This is a genomic window from Acidovorax sp. A1169, assembly GCF_030704685.1.
In the GTDB taxonomy this organism is placed as follows: domain Bacteria; phylum Pseudomonadota; class Gammaproteobacteria; order Burkholderiales; family Burkholderiaceae_C; genus Acidovorax.
In genome coordinates this window covers 186,908-206,620 of record NZ_JAUZDX010000004.1, presented here as the reverse complement: position 1 = coordinate 206,620, position 19,713 = coordinate 186,908, and the positions used below count along the sequence as shown (strand labels likewise).

Annotated in this window: 23 protein-coding genes and 1 pseudogene; 14 read left to right on the top strand and 10 right to left on the bottom strand. The window is 64.5% G+C overall.

From position 1 onward, the window contains the following. Positions 1–6 precede the first annotated feature (6 nt). From QYL93_RS09380 to QYL93_RS09365, 4 genes are all read right to left on the bottom strand, one after another. Entirely contained in the window at positions 7–900 is an 894-nt protein-coding gene (locus tag QYL93_RS09380; RefSeq protein WP_305743530.1) for an anti-sigma factor, read from the bottom strand. Further along, entirely contained in the window at positions 900–1,472 is a 573-nt protein-coding gene (locus QYL93_RS09375; RefSeq protein ID WP_305743400.1) for an RNA polymerase sigma factor, read from the bottom strand. The genes QYL93_RS09380 and QYL93_RS09375 overlap by 1 nt, the downstream gene beginning before the upstream one ends. A gap of 19 nt (positions 1,473–1,491) precedes the next feature. Continuing rightward, complete coding sequence (locus QYL93_RS09370) at positions 1,492–1,860, bottom strand: hypothetical protein (RefSeq protein WP_305743399.1); 369 nt, start codon at positions 1,858–1,860, stop codon at positions 1,492–1,494. Between the two features lie 104 nt (positions 1,861–1,964). Further along, positions 1,965–2,834, bottom strand: a complete 870-nt coding sequence (locus QYL93_RS09365; RefSeq protein ID WP_305743398.1) for an AraC family transcriptional regulator — start codon at positions 2,832–2,834, stop codon at positions 1,965–1,967. Positions 2,835–2,936: 102 nt separating this feature from the next. Here QYL93_RS09365 and QYL93_RS09360 point away from each other — a divergent pair, with 102 nt between their 5' ends. Next, positions 2,937–3,881: an alpha/beta fold hydrolase gene (locus tag QYL93_RS09360; protein WP_305743397.1), complete on the top strand. Its 945-nt coding sequence runs from the start codon at positions 2,937–2,939 to the stop codon at positions 3,879–3,881. A gap of 70 nt (positions 3,882–3,951) precedes the next feature. Here the strand turns inward: QYL93_RS09360 and smpB are convergent, their stop codons facing one another. Then, a complete protein-coding gene (smpB, locus tag QYL93_RS09355) occupies positions 3,952–4,425 on the bottom strand; it encodes an SsrA-binding protein SmpB (RefSeq protein ID WP_305743396.1) in 474 nt (157 codons plus the stop codon). Between the two features lie 148 nt (positions 4,426–4,573). Here smpB and QYL93_RS09350 point away from each other — a divergent pair, with 148 nt between their 5' ends. Both QYL93_RS09350 and QYL93_RS09345 read left to right on the top strand, forming a co-directional pair. Beyond that, positions 4,574–5,014, top strand: a complete 441-nt coding sequence (locus QYL93_RS09350; RefSeq protein ID WP_057203708.1) for a type II toxin-antitoxin system RatA family toxin — start codon at positions 4,574–4,576, stop codon at positions 5,012–5,014. Continuing rightward, a complete protein-coding gene (locus tag QYL93_RS09345; protein ID WP_305743395.1) occupies positions 5,007–5,366 on the top strand; it encodes an RnfH family protein in 360 nt (119 codons plus the stop codon). The genes QYL93_RS09350 and QYL93_RS09345 overlap by 8 nt, the downstream gene beginning before the upstream one ends. Positions 5,367–5,427: 61 nt before the next feature. Here the strand turns inward: QYL93_RS09345 and QYL93_RS09340 are convergent, their stop codons facing one another. Next, complete coding sequence (locus QYL93_RS09340) at positions 5,428–5,970, bottom strand: DUF4124 domain-containing protein (RefSeq protein WP_305743394.1); 543 nt, start codon at positions 5,968–5,970, stop codon at positions 5,428–5,430. A 140-nt stretch (positions 5,971–6,110) separates the two neighbouring features. Between QYL93_RS09340 and guaB the strand changes: the two genes are divergently transcribed. The 4 genes from guaB to guaA all read left to right on the top strand — a co-directional run bounded on the left by guaB (position 6,111) and on the right by guaA (position 10,079). Beyond that, positions 6,111–7,586 (top strand): IMP dehydrogenase, encoded by a 1,476-nt coding sequence (guaB, locus tag QYL93_RS09335; protein WP_305743393.1) that lies wholly within the window; start codon positions 6,111–6,113, stop codon positions 7,584–7,586. Between the two features lie 110 nt (positions 7,587–7,696). Then, complete coding sequence (locus QYL93_RS09330) at positions 7,697–7,969, top strand: type II toxin-antitoxin system Phd/YefM family antitoxin (protein ID WP_057203704.1); 273 nt, start codon at positions 7,697–7,699, stop codon at positions 7,967–7,969. Beyond that, entirely contained in the window at positions 7,966–8,400 is a 435-nt protein-coding gene (locus tag QYL93_RS09325) for a type II toxin-antitoxin system VapC family toxin (RefSeq protein ID WP_057268806.1), read from the top strand. The genes QYL93_RS09330 and QYL93_RS09325 overlap by 4 nt, the downstream gene beginning before the upstream one ends. Positions 8,401–8,459: 59 nt before the next feature. Next, complete coding sequence (gene guaA, locus QYL93_RS09320; protein ID WP_305743392.1) at positions 8,460–10,079, top strand: glutamine-hydrolyzing GMP synthase; 1,620 nt, start codon at positions 8,460–8,462, stop codon at positions 10,077–10,079. Between the two features lie 116 nt (positions 10,080–10,195). Here guaA and QYL93_RS31935 read toward each other — a convergent pair. Continuing rightward, positions 10,196–10,351, bottom strand: a pseudogene (locus QYL93_RS31935) (IS481 family transposase); the annotation flags it as partial. Between the two features lie 102 nt (positions 10,352–10,453). Here QYL93_RS31935 and QYL93_RS09315 point away from each other — a divergent pair. Beyond that, positions 10,454–11,440, top strand: a complete 987-nt coding sequence (locus QYL93_RS09315) for an AAA family ATPase (protein ID WP_305743391.1) — start codon at positions 10,454–10,456, stop codon at positions 11,438–11,440. Between the two features lie 84 nt (positions 11,441–11,524). Next, on the top strand, positions 11,525–14,011 hold the full coding sequence (locus tag QYL93_RS09310) for a S8 family peptidase (protein WP_305743390.1): 2,487 nt from the start codon (positions 11,525–11,527) through the stop codon (positions 14,009–14,011). Between the two features lie 286 nt (positions 14,012–14,297). On the opposite strand, the gene QYL93_RS09305 is transcribed toward QYL93_RS09310, so the two are convergent. After that, positions 14,298–14,444, bottom strand: a complete 147-nt coding sequence (locus QYL93_RS09305; protein ID WP_305743535.1) for a hypothetical protein — start codon at positions 14,442–14,444, stop codon at positions 14,298–14,300. Between the two features lie 209 nt (positions 14,445–14,653). Between QYL93_RS09305 and QYL93_RS09300 the strand changes: the two genes are divergently transcribed. The 4 genes from QYL93_RS09300 (at position 14,654) to QYL93_RS09285 (ending at position 16,950) form a co-directional block, all read left to right on the top strand. Beyond that, positions 14,654–15,037 carry a hypothetical protein gene (locus tag QYL93_RS09300; protein WP_305743389.1) on the top strand — a complete coding sequence of 128 codons (384 nt, stop codon included), beginning with the start codon at positions 14,654–14,656 and terminating at the stop codon, positions 15,035–15,037. A gap of 82 nt (positions 15,038–15,119) precedes the next feature. Beyond that, entirely contained in the window at positions 15,120–16,172 is a 1,053-nt protein-coding gene (locus QYL93_RS09295; protein ID WP_305743388.1) for a hypothetical protein, read from the top strand. Positions 16,173–16,543: 371 nt separating this feature from the next. After that, complete coding sequence (locus QYL93_RS09290) at positions 16,544–16,822, top strand: hypothetical protein (protein ID WP_057268797.1); 279 nt, start codon at positions 16,544–16,546, stop codon at positions 16,820–16,822. Continuing rightward, positions 16,819–16,950: a hypothetical protein gene (locus QYL93_RS09285; RefSeq protein WP_305743387.1), complete on the top strand. Its 132-nt coding sequence runs from the start codon at positions 16,819–16,821 to the stop codon at positions 16,948–16,950. The genes QYL93_RS09290 and QYL93_RS09285 overlap by 4 nt, the downstream gene beginning before the upstream one ends. Before the next feature lie 77 nt (positions 16,951–17,027). Here QYL93_RS09285 and QYL93_RS09280 read toward each other — a convergent pair whose 3' ends face one another. Both QYL93_RS09280 and QYL93_RS09275 read right to left on the bottom strand, forming a co-directional pair. After that, a complete protein-coding gene (locus tag QYL93_RS09280; RefSeq protein ID WP_305743529.1) occupies positions 17,028–17,672 on the bottom strand; it encodes a protocatechuate 3,4-dioxygenase in 645 nt (214 codons plus the stop codon). Between the two features lie 46 nt (positions 17,673–17,718). Further along, positions 17,719–18,579, bottom strand: a complete 861-nt coding sequence (locus QYL93_RS09275) for a MurR/RpiR family transcriptional regulator (protein WP_305743386.1) — start codon at positions 18,577–18,579, stop codon at positions 17,719–17,721. Positions 18,580–18,704: 125 nt separating this feature from the next. Between QYL93_RS09275 and QYL93_RS09270 the strand changes: the two genes are divergently transcribed. Then, complete coding sequence (locus tag QYL93_RS09270) at positions 18,705–19,709, top strand: tripartite tricarboxylate transporter substrate binding protein (RefSeq protein ID WP_305743385.1); 1,005 nt, start codon at positions 18,705–18,707, stop codon at positions 19,707–19,709. Positions 19,710–19,713 lie beyond the last annotated feature (4 nt).

The following is a 19,713-nucleotide window of genomic DNA, read 5'->3' as shown; positions in this document are numbered from 1 at the left end:
TGAGGGCTACCGCTGCCGGTGCACCGCCGCTGCCAGCGTAAGCAACTCCTGGCGCGACAGCTGGCCGCTCAAGGCATATCCAAAGCCCTGGTCCACCCAGTAGAAGCCAGGCACGGGCCCATCGCCGGTGAACTGGAAGGCGGTCTCTGCCGCACTGGGCGCTGCCGGCGCGCCGGGCTTGGCAGCAACGGGAGCTACCGGGGCGCCGGGCCGCGCGATGGCGCCCAGGTACAGGGTGATGCGCTCGCCCTTGGTGTTCTGGTACATGAACTGCGCGCGTGCGCCCGCATCGCCGGGCAGCAGGCGGCCACCCACCAGTTCGTAGCCTTCATCGGCCAGCACGGGCAGCTTGAGCGGGCGGCCCAGCCGCTTGGAGAGCCACTGCACCAGGTGCTCCTGCTGCGCGGCAGGCACCTCCACGGGGTGGCGCACCTCAGGTTGGTACACGGCATGCGCCACGGCGGCCTGCTGGGCAAAGCGCTGCCCCGTGGCGGCCAGCACCAGGGCCTGGCTGTCGGTGCGGCCCGTGGCTGGCCACAGGCTGCGCCCGGTCCAGCCCAGGGCAAACGCCAGCAGCACCGACGCTGCCATGCCCCCCCAGCGCCACCATTGGTCCTGCCGCTCCCTGCGGGCCGACGTGCGCAGTGCGGCGGCCACCAGGGCCTCGGGCACGGGCTCGTCCAGCACGCCCTGGTGCAGGGCACGCAGTTGCTGACGCTGCTGCTGCCAGTGCGCCAGGGTCTCTTGCGCGCCGGCCTGGCCTTCAAGCCGGCGGCGCAACGCGGCCGCAGCGGCTGGCGACAGGCGTCCATCCGCCAGCCCATGCCGTGCGGCTTCGTCGTCGGTGGGTGGGGCAGGGTGGTGGTGCTTGTCCATGGCGGGCTGGCGCTCGGGCTTCATCATTTGAGGCGGCGCAAGGTGGTTGGCTGGCCGGCAGGTGCACCGCGGTCCGGGTGATTCTCGGTGGCTGCCAGGGGCGCTGTGTTGGGGCTGGCCGAGGCGGCAGGCGCACGCTCCATCAGCAGGCGCAGACGGCTGCGCGCACGCGACAGGCGCGACATCACCGTGCCCACGGGGATGCCCAGAATGCGCGCCGTGTCGCCATAGTCCATGTCCTCCAGCGTCACCAGGAGCAGCACGGCGCGCTGCTCGGGCGGCAGGCGCTGCAGGCAGCGCTCCAGGTCCAGCGCATCATCGCCCATGCCGGTGCTGCCCTGCAGGCTGTCGTGCAGCTCGTCCAGGTCCAGGTGGGGCTGCGGCGGCTGGGTGCGCAACTGGTTGAGGTACAGGTTGTGCATCAGCGTGAACAACCAGGCACGCAGGTCGCTGCCCGTGCGCCACAGCAGCCACTTGCTGCAGGCCCGCTCCAGCGTGTCCTGCACCAGGTCGTCGGCCGCCCAGGCATCGCCCGTGAGCACCCGCGCATATCGGCGCAATGCGGGCAGCTGTTCGACGACCTGGGTGCGGTTCATGCCGAAGGGAGGGGGGCGATCAGGGGCGTGCCGTGCGCCACACCTGGTTCACGCCGTCGCCCGTCTTGTCTCCGGGCTTGGTGTCCTTGACCCAGTAGTACAGCGGCTTGCCCTTGTAGGCCAGTTGGGTCTTGCCATCGTCGCGCGTCACCACGCTGTAGTCACTGCCCGGTGCCTTGGCGGCCATCAGCGGCGGCCAGTTGGTGGCGCAGGGGCCGTTGCACACCGACTTGCCGCTGCCGGCAGCATCGCGGTCGAAGGTGTACAGCGTCATGCCGCCGGCACCCACGAGCACGCCATCCATGGTTTTCACGGGGCCATCGGCGGCCATGGTGGAGCAGCCGGCAATGGCAACGAATGCGGCGATGGACAACAGGGTCTTTTTCATGGTTTCTCCAGGTGGAAGAGGGATTGCAGGCAACGGCACATGCCGCCTTGCATCTGGGTAAACACATGGGCCTGGCGATTTATTCCACCGGGCGCGAATAAATTCTAGCTGCGGCCTGGTTGTACGTCCGGCGCACTGGCCTGTGGGTGCCCTTGCTGCGCCTGCTTCCACTCGCGCGGCGACAGCCCGCATTGCGCCTTGAAAGCCCGCGACAGAGCCGATTCGCTGCCATAGCCCACCTCCTCGGCAATCCACCGCAGCGACTGCCCTTGCCGCAACGCCTTCTGCGCCAGGCCTACGCGCCAGCGCTGCAGGTAGGCTCCGGGAGTGCAGCCCACCGTGTCGCGAAATTGGGTGGCGAACACGCTGCGCGACATGCCCGCCCGCTCGGCCAGTGCATCCAATGTCCATTCCAGGCGGGGGTTTTCGTGCATGTCCACGAGCGCATGGCGCAGCTTGGTGTGGGCCAGCCCTGCGAGCATGCCTGCACCCGTCTGGCCCTGCTCCATGAGCTGGCGCAGCACCTGGATGAAGACGATCTCGAAAAGGCGGTTGAGCATTGCCCGCCGGCCGCAATTGGCCGCAAATGCCTCGCCAAAGAGCAGCGAGAGTGCTTCGGCCGAGCCCTGGATCTCATCCAGTGGCCGGCATACGAACGGCGGCAGCGCGGCGCAGATGGGGTTGGCCGCGCCGCCTTCAAACCGCAGCTGCGCACACGCAAAGTCCGCGCCGTTCTGGGTGTCGGTGATGAAGCGATGCGCCATCGGCAAGGGGTACAGCAGCAGGCTCGGCCGGGTGATGCGCAGCACCTCGGCGCCCCCGTGGCTCACCCCCACCTCGCCCCGGCGCACCAGGTGCAGCTGACCGCAATCGCCGCCCCCGTCCAGCTCATTGACGCCACACAGCGCGCCGGTGTGGAACACGTTGGCCGTCACGCTGAAGTGCGCCAGAAGAGCGTCGAGTCGATCGGTCATTTAATACTCAAGGTCAAATTATTAAGACTTTTTATCACCAATCGTTCGTCTTGGGGCGATAAAGTTCTTTCTGTCGATTTGACAAGCCCACCAAGGACCGCCATGAAAGCCCTTCCCCGTATCTTCAGCATCGCAGCACTCGCCATCGCCTGCACCGCCGCAGCGACCGCCGCCGACAAGGCAACTGCCGGCCGCCCGGCTGCCGTGGTGCAAAGTGCCAGCACCATCACCACGCCCGATGGCGTGCAGCTGTATTACAAGGACTGGGGGCCACGCAACGGACCGGTGGTGACCTTCAGCCACGGCTGGCCGCTCGATTCCGATAGCTGGGAGTCGCAGATGATCTTCCTGGCCTCCAAGGGCTACCGTGTGGTCGCGCACGACCGCCGGGGCCATGGCCGCTCGGCCCAGCCCTGGGAAGGCAACGACATGGACCACTACGCCGACGACCTCGCCGCAGTGATCGATGCCTTGAAGCTCAAGGACGTGACCCTGGTCGGTTTCTCAACCGGCGGTGGTGAAGTTGCGCGCTACATCGGCCGCCACGGCACGGCCAAGGTGAAGAAGGCGGTGCTGGTCAGCGCGGTGCCGCCGCTGATGCTCAAGACGGCCAGCAACCAGGGTGGCTTGCCCATAGAGGTGTTCGACGGCATTCGCAATGGTTCGCTCGAAAACCGTTCGCAGCTCTACCTGGACATTGCCTCGGGGCCGTTCTTCGGCTTCAACCGCCCGGGCGCCAAGGTGTCGCAAGGCGCCATCCAGTCGTTCTGGCACCAGGGCATGCTGGGCGGCCACAAGAACACCTACGACTCCATCGCCGCGTTCTCGGCCACCGACTTCACTGAAGACCTCAAGCGCTTCGACGTGCCCACGCTGGTGATCCATGGCGATGACGACCAGATCGTGCCCATCGATGCGTCGGGCCGTGCCTCGGCCCGGTTGGTCAAGAACGCCAGGCTCATCGTCTACCCCGGTGCACCGCACGGGTTGACCGACACGCACAAGGACCGGCTCAACAACGACCTTCTGAACTTCATTCAGCAATAAGTAGATCGTGGCGGCCTCCGGGAGGCCGCGCAGCTGCGGCAGGCGCGTCGAAGAAAGGGCGCCTGCAGCCTTACTTATTGCGGCTTTTCATCGCGCGTTCCACCTCGCGCTTGCCTTCGCGGTCCTTGATGGTGTCGCGCTTGTCGTGCTCGGCCTTGCCCTTGGCCAGGGCAACCTCGCACTTCACGTAGCCGTTCTTCCAGTGCAGGTTCAGCGGCACCAGCGTGTAGCCCTTTTGCTCCACCTTGATGATCAGGTGCTTGATGTCATCCTTCTTGAGCAGCAGCTTCTTGGTGCGTATGGCATCGGGGCTCACGTGGGTCGAGGCGGTCTTGAGCGGGTTGATCTGGCAGCCCAGCAAGAACAGCTCGCCGTCGCGGATCAGCACATAGCCGTCGGTCAGCTGCACCTTGCCCTCGCGCAGCGCCTTCACTTCCCAGCCGTACAGGACCATGCCTGCCTCGTGGCGTTCTTCGAAGAAATAGTTGTAGGCCGCCTTCTTGTTATCGGCAATGCGGGCGGTTGGATCGGGTTTCTTGGCCATGAGTTATTAATTGAGGCGCAAACGAGGAGATAAAAGGCCTCCCTACAATGCTTGTGTCTCGCACCTGTCATTTTAGGGCGTGTCCTCGATCTTCTTTGCCCCATGCCACCGCATGTGGCGACGATCGTGGCCAAAGCCCTTCCCCTGCATGAAAACCGTCAACAAGTCCGTCCTCATCTGGTACAGCCCCGAAGAAATGTTCGCCCTGGTCACGGGGGTCGAAAAATACCCCGAGTTCCTGCCTTGGTGCGACAGTGCCACCGTGCTGGAGCAGTCGGACGAGGGCATGACGGCCGAGGTGGGCATTGCCTTTGGCGGCATCCATAAGGCCTTCGTCACGCGCAACACGCACGAGGCCGGACGGCGCGTGCAGATGCGCCTGGTCAAGGGCCCGTTCTCGCAGCTCGACGGTGACTGGCACTTCCACCCCGTGGGCGACGGCAGCCAGCGCGCCTGCAAGGTCGAGCTGGGCCTGAACTACGGCTTTGACAACGCCGCCCTGGCCGCCCTGGTGGGCCCCGTGTTCGACCGCATCGCCGGCAGCATGGTCGACGCCTTCGTGAAGCGCGCGGAGCAGGTGTATGGCTGATGGCGCAGGTGCCGCACCGGCGGTAGCGGCAGCCCTGCAGATCACCGTGGTGGTCTCGCTGGCGCCCCGGCAGGTAAGCGAATGCACACTGCAACTGCCCCCCGGCAGCACCCTGGCCGACGCCCTGCAGGCCGCCGGGCCCATGGCTGCGCAGCGCGAGGGCATGGTGTGCGGCATCTGGGGCCGGGTGCAGCCCGAGACCACTGTGCTCAAGGACCAGGACCGGGTCGAGCTGTACCGGGGCCTCAAGGTCGACCCCAAGGTGGCTCGCCGCGAGCGCTTTGCACGCCAGGGTGCACGCGCCACCGGCCTTTTCGCCCGGCAGCGGCCGGGCGGCAAATCAGGATACTAAATGAAACAAAAACGGCGCCCCAGGCGCCGTTTTTCTGCAACGAATAGGCCTTTTGCCGAGCTCAGCGCTTGCAGTCGGCGGCAATCACCGCGTTGATGCGTTTGGTCTCGGCCGCGCGCTGGGCCTCGTCGAGGAACACGCGCTCACCCTGCGCCGTGGTCTGCCGCAGCGGCGTACCTGAGTCCATCAGGGCCTTGGCATCGCGTGCTTTGGTGCAGTTTTCTGCCCTGGCCTTGGCAATCTTCTCGTCTTCGGCCTTCTTCTTGGCGGCTTCGGCGGCCTCGGCTTCGGCCTTGCGCTTCTCCAACTCCTTGTCCTTGCCACTGGCGGCGCTGGCCGCTGCTGCGGGGGCCGCTGCCGTGCCAGAGGCCGCAGCCGTCGCCGGGGCGGCTGCTGCTGCAGGTGCGCTGGCGGCAGCTGGCGTGGTCACGCGCGGGCCGCCAAAGCCCGGCTGCTTGAGCATGTTCTTTTCCGGAATGTCCTGCGGTGGCGGGCGGTCGCTGAAGACCTTGCGGCCGTCCTTGTCGATCCACTGCCATTGCGCGGCAGCACCCAGGGCCCAAGTGCAGGCGACGGCCAGTAAAACAATCTTGTGCAATTTCATACAGACAAGTTTAGCCGTGCAACAAGTCTGCCGCCAGTGCGGGCGCACGGGGTGGGGCATGCTGCAACGCCGCACGGGCGGGTGTGGCGCCCTGCAGCGCGTTGCGCAGGCGGGTACAATCCGTCTTTTGGAGCCTTCTCATGCGCCTTCTTGGAAAAGCGCTCACCTTCGACGATGTGTTGCTGGTGCCAGCGTACTCCCAGGTCCTGCCCAAGGACACGTCCCTCGCGACGAAACTCTCCCGTAACATCCAGCTGAACCTGCCTCTCGTGTCCGCCGCCATGGACACCGTGACCGAAGCACGCCTGGCCATTGCCATTGCCCAGGAGGGCGGCATCGGCATCGTGCACAAGAACCTCACGGCGCAGGAGCAGGCCGCCCAGGTGGCCAAGGTCAAGCGCTACGAATCCGGCGTGCTGCGCGACCCCGTGGTCATCACCCCCGAGCACACCGTGCTGCAGGTGCTGCAGCTGTCCGAGCAACTGGGCATCTCCGGCTTCCCCGTGTGCGACGGCGGCAAGGTGGTGGGCATCGTGACGGGGCGCGACCTGCGCTTTGAAACGCGCTACGACGTCAAGGTCCACCAGATCATGACCCCGCGCGAAAAGCTGGTCACCGTCAACGAAAAGGACGGCACCACGCCGGCCGAAGCCAAGGCGCTGCTCAACAAGTACAAGCTCGAGCGCATCCTGGTCGTCAACGACGACTTCGAGCTCAAGGGCGTGATCACCGTCAAGGACATCACCAAGCAGACCAGCTTCCCCAACGCCGCGCGCGACAGCGCCGGCCGCCTGCGCGTGGGCGCGGCAGTGGGTGTGGGCGAAGGCACCGAAGAGCGCGTCGAAGCGCTGGTGCGTGCCGGTGTCGACGCCATCGTGGTCGACACCGCCCACGGCCACAGCCGCGGCGTGATCGAGCGCGTGCGCTGGGTCAAGCAGAATTACCCCCAGATCGACGTCATCGGCGGCAACATCGCCACCGGCGCGGCAGCGCTGGCGCTGGTCGAGGCGGGTGCCGACGCGGTCAAGGTTGGTATCGGCCCTGGCTCCATCTGCACCACGCGCATCGTGGCCGGTGTGGGCGTGCCCCAGATCATGGCCATCGACAGCGTGGCCACCGCCCTCAAGGGCACCGGCGTGCCGCTGATCGCGGACGGCGGCGTGCGCTACAGCGGCGACATCGCCAAGGCCCTCGCCGCAGGCGCCAGCACCATCATGATGGGCGGCATGTTCGCGGGCACCGAAGAGGCGCCCGGCGAAGTCATCCTGTTCCAGGGCCGCAGCTACAAGAGCTACCGCGGCATGGGCAGCATCGGCGCCATGCAGCAGGGCAGCGCCGACCGCTACTTTCAAGAGTCGACCACCGGCAACCCCAACGCCGACAAGCTCGTGCCCGAAGGCATCGAAGGCCGCGTGCCCTACAAGGGCTCCATGGTCTCCATCGTGTTCCAGATGGCCGGTGGCGTGCGCGCCGCCATGGGCTACTGCGGTTGCGCCACCATTGACGACATGAACAACAAGGCCGAGTTCGTCGAGATCACCACCGCCGGTATCCGCGAAAGCCACGTGCACGACGTGCAGATCACCAAGGAAGCGCCGAACTACCGCGCTGAGTGACCGTTGGGGATGCAATCTGGCCTGATTGAAAATATCTGGTCAGAATGATATAGTCTGGTCTGAATTCGCCATTCAGGCCAGACTTTTTCTTTTTGGGGGTCCGCGCATCCATGCAGTCCGTCGGTATCTACGAAGCCAAGAGCAGGTTCTCCGCCCTGATCGAGCTGGTCGAGCAGGGCGAAGAAGTGCGCATTACCCGCCATGGCAAAGAAGTGGTGCGCCTGCTGCCCGTGCGCCGCCGCCCCGTCATCACCGACGAGCAGATCGCCCGCGAGCTGGGCCAGATGGACGCACTGCACGCCAGCATCCGCCCCGCAGGCGAGGCCGCCACTACCGCCGCCCCCGACACCTTGCGCCGCAAGGGCAGGGCCGCAGCAGCATGACCGCCTTCGTCCTCGACGCCTCCGTCACCGCCGCCTGGCTGCTGCCCGACGCGGCCAGCGAGCACACGCGCCGCCTGTACACCCTGATCCGCCGCGACGAGGTCGAGCCCCAGGCCCCCAACCTCTGGCAGTGGGAGTGCAGCAACCTCATCAGCAGCGGCGTGCACAGCGGCCGCATACCGCCCGCATCGGTCGAAGGCCTGTGGGGCGTGCTCGAAGCCATACGCCACCGCGTGGAGCTGCACGAACTGGCCCCCGCTCAGCACAAGGCCGTGCTCGACGTCGCGCTCGACACCGGCCTGCCCACCTTCGACGCCGCCTACCTCTGGCTCGCCCGCTCCCTGCGCCTGCCCCTGGCCACGTTCGATGCTGCCCAGGCCGCCGCCGCAAAGCGCAGTGGCGTGCAACTGCTGGACCTGTCCACCCTCTGACCGCTCCTCCCTCGATCAGCCCCGTTTTCTTTTTAATCCCCTTGACGCCACCCACCGCCATGCAACACCAGAAAATCCTCATCCTCGATTTCGGCTCGCAAGTCACCCAGCTCATCGCCCGCCGCGTGCGCGAAGCCAACGTGTACTGCGAAGTGCACCCCTGCGACGTGACGGACGAGTGGGTGCGTGACTACGCCAAGGACGGCTCGCTCAAGGGCATCATCCTCTCCGGCAGCCACGCCAGCGTGTACGAAGACACCACCGACAAGGCGCCCGAAGCCGTGTTTACGCTCGGCCTGCCCGTGCTCGGCATCTGCTACGGCATGCAGACCATGGCGCACCAGCTAGGCGGCAAGGTCGAAGGCGGCCACAAGCGCGAATTCGGCTTTGCCGCCGTGCGCGCCCGCGGCCACACCGCGCTGCTCAAGGACATTGCCGACTTCACCACCCCCGAAGGCCACGGCATGCTCAACGTGTGGATGAGCCACGGCGACAAGGTCACCGAGCTGCCCCCGGGCTTCAAGCTCATGGCCAGCACCGACAGCTGCCCCATCGCCGGCATGGCCGACGAAGAGCGCCGCTTTTATGCCCTGCAGTTCCACCCTGAAGTCACCCACACCGTACAGGGCAGTGCGCTGCTCGACCGCTTCGTGCTCGGCATCTGCGGCACCCGCCCCGACTGGGTCATGCGCGACCACATCGCCGAAGCCGTGGAACTCATCCGCCAGCAGGTGGGCAATGAAGAAGTGATCCTCGGCCTGTCGGGCGGCGTCGATTCGTCCGTGGCCGCAGCGCTTATCCACCGCGCCATCGGCGACCAGCTCACCTGCGTGTTCGTCGACCACGGCCTGCTGCGCCTGAACGAAGGCGACATGGTCATGGACATGTTCGTCGGCAAGCTGCAGGCCAAGGTCATCCGCGTGGACGCCAGCGACATGTTCCTCGGCAAGCTGGCCGGCGTGAGCGAACCCGAAGCCAAGCGCAAGATCATCGGCGGCCTGTTCGTCGACGTGTTCAAGGCCGAGGCCGCCAAATTGAAGGCCGGCGACGGTGGCCACAAAGGCGCCACCTTCCTGGCCCAGGGCACCATCTACCCCGACGTGATTGAATCCGGCGGCGCCAAGAGCAAGAAGGCCGTCACCATCAAGAGCCACCACAACGTGGGCGGCCTGCCAGAGCAGCTGGGCCTCAAGCTGCTGGAGCCCCTGCGCGATTTGTTCAAGGACGAAGTGCGCGAACTCGGCGTGGCCCTGGGCCTGCCGCCCGAAATGGTCTACCGCCACCCCTTCCCCGGCCCCGGCCTGGGCGTGCGCATTTTGGGCGAGGTGAAAAAAGAGTACGCCGACCTGCTGCGCCGCGCCGACGCGATCTTCATCGAAGAGCTGCGCAACCATGTCGACGAAGCCACCGGCAAAAACTGGTACGACCTCACCAGCCAGGCCTTCACCGTCTTCCTGCCCGTCAAGAGCGTGGGCGTGATGGGCGATGGCCGCACGTACGACTATGTCGTGGCCCTGCGCGCCGTGCAAACCAGCGACTTCATGACCGCCGACTGGGCCGAGCTGCCGTACGCTCTGCTCAAGAAGGTGTCGGGGCGCATCATCAACGAGGTGCGGGGCATCAACCGCGTGACGTACGACGTGAGCAGCAAGCCGCCAGCGACGATTGAGTGGGAGTGAGTCAGTTTTCTCGGAGATCAGTTATCTGAACGTTGCCGTGACTTTTCACTTTCAAAGAGTGAGTCTCGGCAACCATTGCAGCCGTCGCTGGGCGGCACGTTATGGCGGTACCCAAGTCGAGGGGAGCTGGTGGGCATAGAGGATGCATCGGCCACGGATGCCGAATCTCTCGCCGGATAGCGGCCGAGCCAACTTGCTGGCCGTTGGCGGGGTGACACCCTGCATTGCACGGCTTGCAAAGCGCTGAGGCTCTGCACGGTCTGCTGGACCATCTCTAGGCAACGCGCAAACGTAAGTCGGGCCAGATACGCCCTCCCGGGAGGGTGCTTCTCTGAGGATGGTGGGTATACTGAGGACACCACAAAAGCCAACACATGCCTAGAGCCGATCTAATCGTCAATCTCGTGCGCGCTGGCACGCAAGGCGATCAGAAGATGTTCAGGTCGACCGTTGAAGCCATCGCCGCCGAGGAGCGCGCTAAGCGCCACACATTGCTAGCCGACAGGTTGGAAGAAAACTTGCGTGCGGTCGCCGTGCCTCAGAAAGCAACAGAGGTCGTTCGCGCATTTGACGGCGGACACGGCGGGCTTCTTTACGAACTCCAGCCTAAGCGGAGCCTTGATTCGATCCTGCTTGCCGAAGAGGTTAGGGCTGCGGCGCGAGAGTTGGTCGAGGAGCAACAGCGTCAGGATCTACTTCGCTCTTATGGACTTGAGCCACGCCATAGAGTATTGCTGTCAGGGCCGCCTGGGAACGGGAAAACAACATTAGCTGAGGCCCTGGCCTATGAGCTGATGATTCCGCTTTTCGTCGTGCGCTATGAGGCTGTCGTAGGTAGCTTTCTCGGCGAAACCAGTGGGCGGCTGAAACGACTGTTTGATTTCGCGCGTACGCATCATTGCGTCCTCTTCTTTGATGAGTTCGACACGCTGGGCAAAGAGCGCGGGGACACACACGAAACCGGTGAGATAAAGCGGGTTGTCAGTTCGCTGCTTTTGCAGATCGACGGACTTCCAAGCCATGTGGTTGTCGTCACCGCTACAAACCATGCCGAATTGCTAGATCGGGCTGTTTGGCGCCGTTTTCAATTGCGGCTCACTCTGCCAGCCCCTACGCTAGCGCAGCGTACTCAATGGTTCGAGCGATTCCAGGGACGCCTCGGCGTGCCACTCGGCATGACGCCGAAGACACTGGCCAGTCGTTTGAACGTAACCAGCTTCTCCGACCTGGAGCAGTTCTGCCAGGACATTCACAGGCGCTATGTTTTAGCGCTGCCATCTGGTGACCTCAAGGAAATCATTGCCGAACGTATCGTGCAATGGAAACTGCGAGCAGCCATCGACGACGCCGTTGAGCGCTAAAGCTTGCCAGAAGGCGCAACCGGGCATTTGCCCCTGCTCATCTTCCCTCAACCGTCGGCAGTTGGGCGGCAGGGCGGCCAGAGAATGGTTCCCACCTTGCATGTGCCAAGCCATGGGCGCCAAGCGGAGCGACTTACGCCACAATTTCAAACTCTCCAAGCTGCCTTTGAGGCCCGGCGCCTTGAACTTCTGACTGCCGCAAGCAACAGCGATCCCGATCTTGTAGTGGTCTTTGAAACGGTTGGCGCTGTCGTCGACTTCATCAGCTCGGCCGAACGCATACCGGGGCTTGAATGGCTGGCAGGTATGGTCGACGCGCAAGTCGAACCCGATGAAGACTTCTATTCGACCCAAGACGCCACCAAAGCGCTCGGTGGGAGGTTGTTCTTAATGGGCAGTAACAGACAAGCGCTCGGCGAGGTAGTTCGCCTGTGGGGCATATACAAGGAGACGCCGACAGGAAATTTGGGCACCGGTCTTAGCGCTTGGAAGGAATTGTTCAAACACCTGAAGGATGTGCGTTTCTGGGGGCCACAAGATCGGCTGAACGACGAGCTCAAGCAAGCTTGGCGCTTTCGATTGGAGAACGGCACCACGGCTCTGAGGTTTGAGATCGAAGCCTGGTGCTTCGCATCGGCCGCAAAGAATGCTGCCTCGTCTGCCGAGATAAGAACGCTCGTCATTGAGCTTGGGGGACGGGTTCTTGACGAGGGGTTGATCGTCGACATCGCCTACCTGGGGTTCCTGGTCGAAGTGCCGGCCCCAGGCGTTCAGCGATTGTTAGACGCGGTACCTGCTCCTCTGCTGCGATCCGAGCGGGTTATGCTGCTCCGACCACAGGGACAAGCCATGTCGCGGATTTCCGACACAGCCCCGCGGCTGCCCGATGCTGCTGTGCCTCAGCAATTGACCTCGGGCAGTCCGATAGTGGCTATGCTTGATGGCCTGCCTTTGGCGAACCATCCACGCTTGCAGGGACGCTTGATCATCGATGACCCGGATCAATGGGCCGACACCTACCCAGTAGCCGCACGAGTGCATGGGACGGCCATGGCGTCCCTCATTGCGTGGGGTGAACTTGATAGCGCAAGTGGGGCGTTGGCTGCGCCAATCTACGTACGGCCCATCATGTGGCCTGAACTGGGTTGCAGTTCGCAGGTGGAATGTACGCCTGATGATCAGCTGCTCATAGATCTTGTACATGTCGCTGTACGCCGCATGTTTGAAGGCACTCCAGCCGTGCCGGCTGCAGCTCCGACAGTGAAGGTGATCAACCTCTCGGTCGGCGACGGTTATCGCCCATTTGCTGGCGAACTGTCGCCATGGGCGCGGCTGCTCGATTGGTTGAGCCACAAGTACAACGTGCTCTTCATCGTCAGTTGCGGGAACTGTTCAGACGACCTTGTCCTGAAGGTGGCGCGAGAATCTTTGGGGGCGATGCCGCCGGAGGAGCAAGCGGGCCATTCGATGCAGGCCTTGATGGGCCTAGACATGCACCGTCGGCTACTTTCTCCGGCGGAGTCGGTTAACGCGCTCACTGTCGGCGCAAGCTACAGCGATGGATCGATTTTCCCCTCTGTGATAGGACGGCATACCTTATTTCCAGAGCATGGTATAGCGCCTTACTCCCGTATCGGCCCGGGCTTCCGACGAGCAATTAAGCCAGAAATTCTGCTGCCAGGAGGCCGCGCGCTTTACCGGGAGCGGCCGGTTTCACCGGCGAATGAAACACACGTCTCCGGGGTTTGGAGCACACCGCAACCACCTGGTCATCGCGTGGCATCCCCCCCGGATGCGGTTGGCGATACAGCCTACACGCGTGGCACCAGCAACGCGACAGCCCTGGCGACGCGCGGGGCTGCTCAAGCGTTCTATGTGCTGGAAGCACTGCGTGCGGGCAACCCTCAGAATCTCCCCCGCCGCTACGACGCTGTGTTGATAAAGGCGTTGCTCGCTCATGGGGCGAACCTTGGGAGCATCCAATCACAAGTGCTGGCCGCGCGCCCAGATGTTGAGCATTGGCATGCGCAGCGTCGCCTTGTCAGTAGATATGCAGGTTACGGTGTGGCCGACGTCCAGCGTGCGCTAACTTGCACCGAGCAACGCGCGACGATGCTTGGCGTGGGCGAACTGCGAAACGACAAGGCTTGGGAGTTCAAGGTGCCTATCCCCGAAGCGTTGAACGCGACGTTGGTTCGCCGACGTTTGACAATAACGTTGGCATGGTTGACTCCGCCAAATCCACGGCACTCTAAGTACCGTGTCGCAAAGCTATGGATGGACTTGCCAAGCGATCCTTTGAATCTGACTCGCTTGGAAGGTGAGGCGCGTCAACTCCAGTTGGGAACGCTCCAGCACGAGACATTTGAAGGCGAAGGCGCTGTGCCGGTTGTATCAGGTCAGCACCTCATGGTACGAGTGAATTGTGTCGCGGAGGCTGGTCGATTGCTGAGTCCTGTCGAGTTCGCACTGTGCGTCTCACTTGAAGTCGCTGAAGGCGTTGCCCTGCCTATCTACAATCAAGTTCGTGCACGAATTGGTCAGCAAATCGTCATTGGAGCTGAAGGTTAATTTCGGTTATCGACGACTCAGTTTCCGCAGGCTGTTCTCCTTAGCGTCTATAGAGACTGGTAAATCTAAAAAGCCGTATTTAGATCATATGTCCCGCCCGTGATCGAGCCGTCGTGAATGCTCCGTACGGCTTCGTCGATGACATGCAGTGGCAGCAGGAACACTCGGGGAGTTTGACCAGATTTCCGGAGCGAGCTGTTGTTGTGAAGTCCCGCTGAGCCGCACCAAAAGGGCGATGGAAGAATGTTGAATCGCCCCGCGTTCCGCAGAGGCTGTTTGCTTTAAGTCAGGTCACCACAGCAGTGGCCTGATTGGCGAATTGCCGGTAGTAGTTTGCCTCAGCTTCAGCAGGCGGGATATACCCGATGGGTTCGAGCAGGGCCGACAGCAGGCGGGTGTCAGAGACAACGCCTGACGGCGCTGCATCCATCATGCCCTCACCTTCGAAGCATGGGTTCAACCAAGCAGCCGCTTGCGGATGTCGATCTTCTGCGTGGGTCCCCCGGCGAAACCCATACCTCAGTAGGGTTCCCGAGCCTGCAATGCGCTTCCACAATGGCCTGGACCGTATTGCTCTCGCTCGCGCATGGCAATGCGCAATGCAACTGGCCATTCTCTATCTCTACCTCCCAAATCATGCCCATGACCTTTCCGCGAATCTCCTCTGCGTGCGCCGCATCCCTCCTGGTACTGTGCGGCTGCGGCACCACCGTCACGCAGCAAGGCATCGAGCAGCGCACGTCGCAGGCCATTGGCCGCGAAGTCGGCACCTTCACCATCAGCGACCAGCAGAAGGAAGAAGGCAGCAACGGCCGCATCAACTACCGCGTTCGCACGCGCGAGGGCGCCAGCTATTCCTGCTACATGTATTCGCCCTCGCAGTTCACGAAGGCGATGACCTTCGGCCAGACGCCGCAGTCGGATGCGATCTGCACGGCCATGGCAGGGCAGGGCGGTGGTGGCTCTGCCACTACCCCCGCTCCCGCGTCGTGCAACGCCTTGCTGCGCGCGGCGAACCGTTGCTGAATGAGTGAATGAATGCGGTCGGCATCGCCGTTTCGCCCGTCACCCGAATAGTCAACGCTTCATGCATTTCACTCAGCCTCCCATGATCCAGCGCGCCCCTGCGCGTCTTTCTCTCACCGCGCTGTGCGCCCTGTCGGCCTGCGTGCTCACGGCATGCGGCGGGGGCGGGGACGATCCCTCGGGCGGCCTGGGTTCTGTATCCGGGGTGCTGTCCGGTCTGGAGCAGGGCAAGTCCCTCGTCTTGCAGAACAACGGCGGTGATGACCTGGCACTCAGCGCCAACGGTGCATTTGCCTTTGCGCAGCCGATGGCGCTTGGTGCTTCGTATGCCGTTACCGTCAAGACCCAGCCCGCTGGCCAGCAGTGCACTGTGGGGCAGGGTACGGGCACCTTGGCGGCAACGTCCACGAACGTGCGGGTTGATTGCGTTAGCGCAGGCGCCGGCTTCACGCTGGGTGGCACGGTGAGCGGCGTGCCCGCTGGCCAGGCTGTGGTGCTCACCACGGCGGGCGGTGAAGACCTTGCCGTTGCTGCCGACGGTGCGTTCACCTTCGCCAGGCCGCTGGCGAACGGCGCAAGCTACTCGGTGACGGTGAAGACGGCCCCTGCTGGCTCGGGTTGCGTGGTGCGCAATGGTTCTGGCGTGGTGGCCGCTGCTGCGGTGAACACGGTGGCGGTGCGGTGTGCGCCGCTGTCCACTCTGCCGGACGGTGAATGGCAGCACGACCGGTGCCAGGCCTCGGCCGGTGGTGGCTTGCGGGACCTGTGGCGCCTTTCAAGTCGGAGCGAGGGTTGGACGTCGGTTGACGTGAGCGTGGGCACTGTGAGTTACCCCAATGGGCAATGCGATGGCGTGGGTGTAGCGACCCCGGGTGCCTTGAGCCGCACCTTCTGGTTCCAGCCGCAACGCTCGGAGTTCGGGGCAGGCCTGGCGGTGTTCTGGGGCAACACCCAAGCCTTCCCATATGGCCATTTGTTGGCCCCGGTCTGGACGCGTGTGGCGCTGGTGCGCAAGGCCAATCACCTGTGCCTGCTGGACGACCCGTCAACGCTGTCGACCTTCTCCACTGCCGCCAGCCTGGAGCCTGTGGTCACTGCGGCCATCGCTGCGGGCCAGTGCTTTTCGCCGCGTTAGCGGCGGGGCGGCATGCCGGTCGTAGCCCGAGTCGCCGAAGCGGATGCTCGGGTATGGGATTGCAGGCCGGTGCGCGGGTCGGTGGTGGTATTGGGCCCGTGTTGCGCTGCGCCAGTTCATGACAATAGATAAATTGTGCTACCTGATCTTCTGGGCGATCAGCCCTCAAGCCCGCAGCCTCGGGTGCAGAACGTGTAGCTCGCCTTCACCCACGCATTGCGCGAACTGCCATACACGTGCGTGGCAATACCGCTCAGGTTGATGCGCTGCTTGTTGGCGTTGGCCCACTATCGGCAAAGCTGGGTCGCATATGAAACGCTGGTATTGACGTTGTATATACTTTATTGATACCAACGTTTGCGGAGCCGGGCATGTCCAAAGAAGCCGTGTTCACCATGAAGCTGGAGCCGGAGCTGCGCGACGCCTTCATGGCCGAGGCCGAGGCCAGCCACCGCCCGGCATCGCAGGTGGTGCGCGAACTGATGCGCGAGTTCATCGAGCGCCAACGGCAGGCCCGCGAGTCCGACGCGTTTTTGCGCACTAAAGTCGAGACGGCGCGCGCGCAGATTGCCTCTGGACAGGTGGCAAGTGATGCCGAAGTGAAGGCACGCGCTGCGCTGCGTACCAGAACGGGTGGCGCTGGCGCATGAAGGTTGGGTGGACCCTGTCCAGCACACCGGGCGCCTGGTGCGCCTGGGGCGCGCACTATGGAACGCCGGCCTTCACCGGCGCCCAGGCTGCGGCGCAGAAAGTCGTGCGGCGAGCCATGGTGGCTTGATCGCGGGAGGCGCCAAGACCCCTGCATCGGCACTGCTGGCGCTGCACGTGTGCTGCAGCGCCTGAACAATTTCTCTCTCAGGTCGTCACCACGATAGGAAAGCGCGCCTGCAGCCCATCCGCACCGCGGGTGAACGGCACCGTGAGCGCATCGCGCCCGGCTTCGGACAGGTTGCGCCACAGAAAATCGCGCGCATTGCCGGCGTCACCGGCCACGTAGAGCTGCGTGGTCAGCAGCTCGCGCGAGCCCAGGCGCACCTTGAAGTGCACGTGCGGCGTGCGCCCGCTGTAGGGCACGGGGCGGATGGTGCGAAAGCGGTAGCTGCCGTCGGCCCCCACGGTCACCTTGCCAAAGCCCTGGAAGGCGGCGTCGGCCTTGTCGCCGTCGCCCGGGTGGTGGTAGTGGCCGTGTTCATCGCACTGCCAGATCTCGACCTGTGCGCCGCGCACGGGCTTGCCGGCCAGGTCGGTCACCGTGCCCTCGACCCAGGCGGGCTGGCCGCCCCTGTAGCTCAGTTGGCCGTTGCGGAGCAGGTCGTGGTCGGCATCGTCAGGCAGGCGAACGGGATAGAAAGGCCCCTCGGTCTGCGATGGGGTAGCGATGCGTGTGGCAGCCGGTTGGGCCCGGGCGCCCAGCCAGAGCGCGGGGGCGACTACCAGGGCAGCGGCGACGGTGCGCCGGGGCAGGGCGGTGGTGGTGGGCGCTGGCGTGGTGGTGTGCATCGCCATGTGAGCGCAGGGCGGGGCGCGAGTTCCCGCACAGGTGCTGTCAGCCCGGGTTTTCATTCCAGTGCTTGGCCCACAGGGCCTCGCCGCGTTCCAGCGCAGCGCCCAGTTCCTTCTTGCGGCGCTGGGCCACGGCCATGATGAGTGCGTTGGAGACCGACAGGGCGGCGGTGTACGAGTCGAACGGCGATGCGCTGGAGGTGCGCACCAACAGCACCTGGTGCGCCGAGGCCACGGGCGGCGCAGTGGGCGCATCGGTCATCACCACCACCTGGGCGCCTTGCTCCCTGAAGTATTTTGCGGCGCGCGTGATGGCCAGCGAGTGGCGCCGGAATGTGGGGGCCAGCAGCACGTCGTGCTCGCCGATCCAGAGCATTTCATCCTCTACGAACAGGGGCGTGGTCGCGGCCATCAGCCGCACGTCGGGCAGGCACAGGTTCAGGTGCAGGGCCAGGTGGCTGGCAATGGGGGCGCCGTGGCGCTGGCCCAGCACGTGCACGCGCGCCTTGCGCTGGGTGAGCAGGCGCACCGTGGCCTCGAAGGCCGCCACGTCGAGCGCGGCGAAGGTGGTGGCCAGGTTGTGCTGGTCGTGCAGCAGAACGTTGTCCAGGCAAGAGCGGATGGAGATGTCGTCGCCGATCACGGCGCTGGCCCGCGTGCCGGGTGTGGCCAGCAGGGCTGTCACCTCAGAGCGGGCTTCCATCTGCGCCTGGGCATAGCTTTCGTAGCCCAGCTTGACGAGCAGGCGCACCACGGTGGAGGCGCTGGTGTTCACCTTGCGCGCTAGCTGCGTGGCCGACTCGAGCAGGCCCTGCGGGTGCTGGGCCTGCAGCTCGGCGACCAGGCGCTGCTCGCTCTTGGTGAGCTTCTTGCCGTAGCTGGCGATGCGTTGGTTCAGGTTCATGGCCATCCGATTGTGCGCAGATCTAGGCAATGTCCATTTTGCGCGTGTTGTTGCAAATTTGAAATCAAACTGCAAGAATATCTTCAAATTTTTCCATCCCACTGCTCTACCACCCCAGGACGCCAATGAACTCCACATCCCCTGCCTCCACCCTGCGCCGCCGCGAGCTCCTGGGTGCCGGCCTTGCTGCCGCCGCTGCCGCATTGCCTTTTGCGGCCCATGCGCAGGCCTTTCCATCCCGGCCGGTGACACTGGTGGTGCCGTTCCCTGCGGGCGGCTCGGTGGACCTGATCGCGCGGCTGTATGCCGAGCCGCTGGCCAAGGCGCTGGGCACCTCGGTGGTGGTCGACAACCGGGCCGGTGCCGGCGGCTCCATCGCCAGCGCCCAGGTGGCGCGCGCCAAGGCCGATGGCTACACGCTGGTCGTGTCCTCGCAAAGCTCGCACCTGGCCAACCCGCTCACCCAGTCCAACGTGGGCTACGACCCGATCAAGGACTTTGCCTCCATCGCGCAGCTGGCGCGCACGCCCAATGTGCTCGTGGTCAACCCGGCCGTGCCGGCGAAGAACCTCAAGGAGTTCATCGCGCACGTGAAGGCCAACCCCGGCAAGCTCAACTTCTGCAGCGCCGGGCCGGGCAGCATGGGCCAGCTCAATGCAGAGCTGTTCAAGAACGCCGCGCAGCTCGATGCGGTGCACGTGCCCTACCGGGGCGGTGGCCCGCTGGTCACGGCGCTGATGGCCAACGAGGTGCAGTTCGGGCTCGACAACCTCGCGCCCTTCCTGCCCCAGATCCAGGCCGGCAAGCTGCGTGCGCTGGCCGTGGCTGCGCCCACGCGCCTGTCGGTGCTGCCCGATGTGCCCACCTTCGAAGAACTGGCCTACCCCCTGAGCAACTCCACCTCGTGGATCGGCCTGGCCGCGCCCGCCAAGACGCCGCCCGAGGTGCTGGCCGCGCTGTACAAGGCCGTGCGCTCGGTGGCCGAGCAGCCCGCGATGATCGAAGCGCTGCAAACACGCGGCGCGCTGGTGCCCGAGGCCCTGTCGTCCGCGCAGTTCACCGCGATGATGGGTGAGCGCCTGGCGGTGTATGGCGACCTGGTCAAGCGCCTGGGCATCCGGGGTGAGTAAGCCG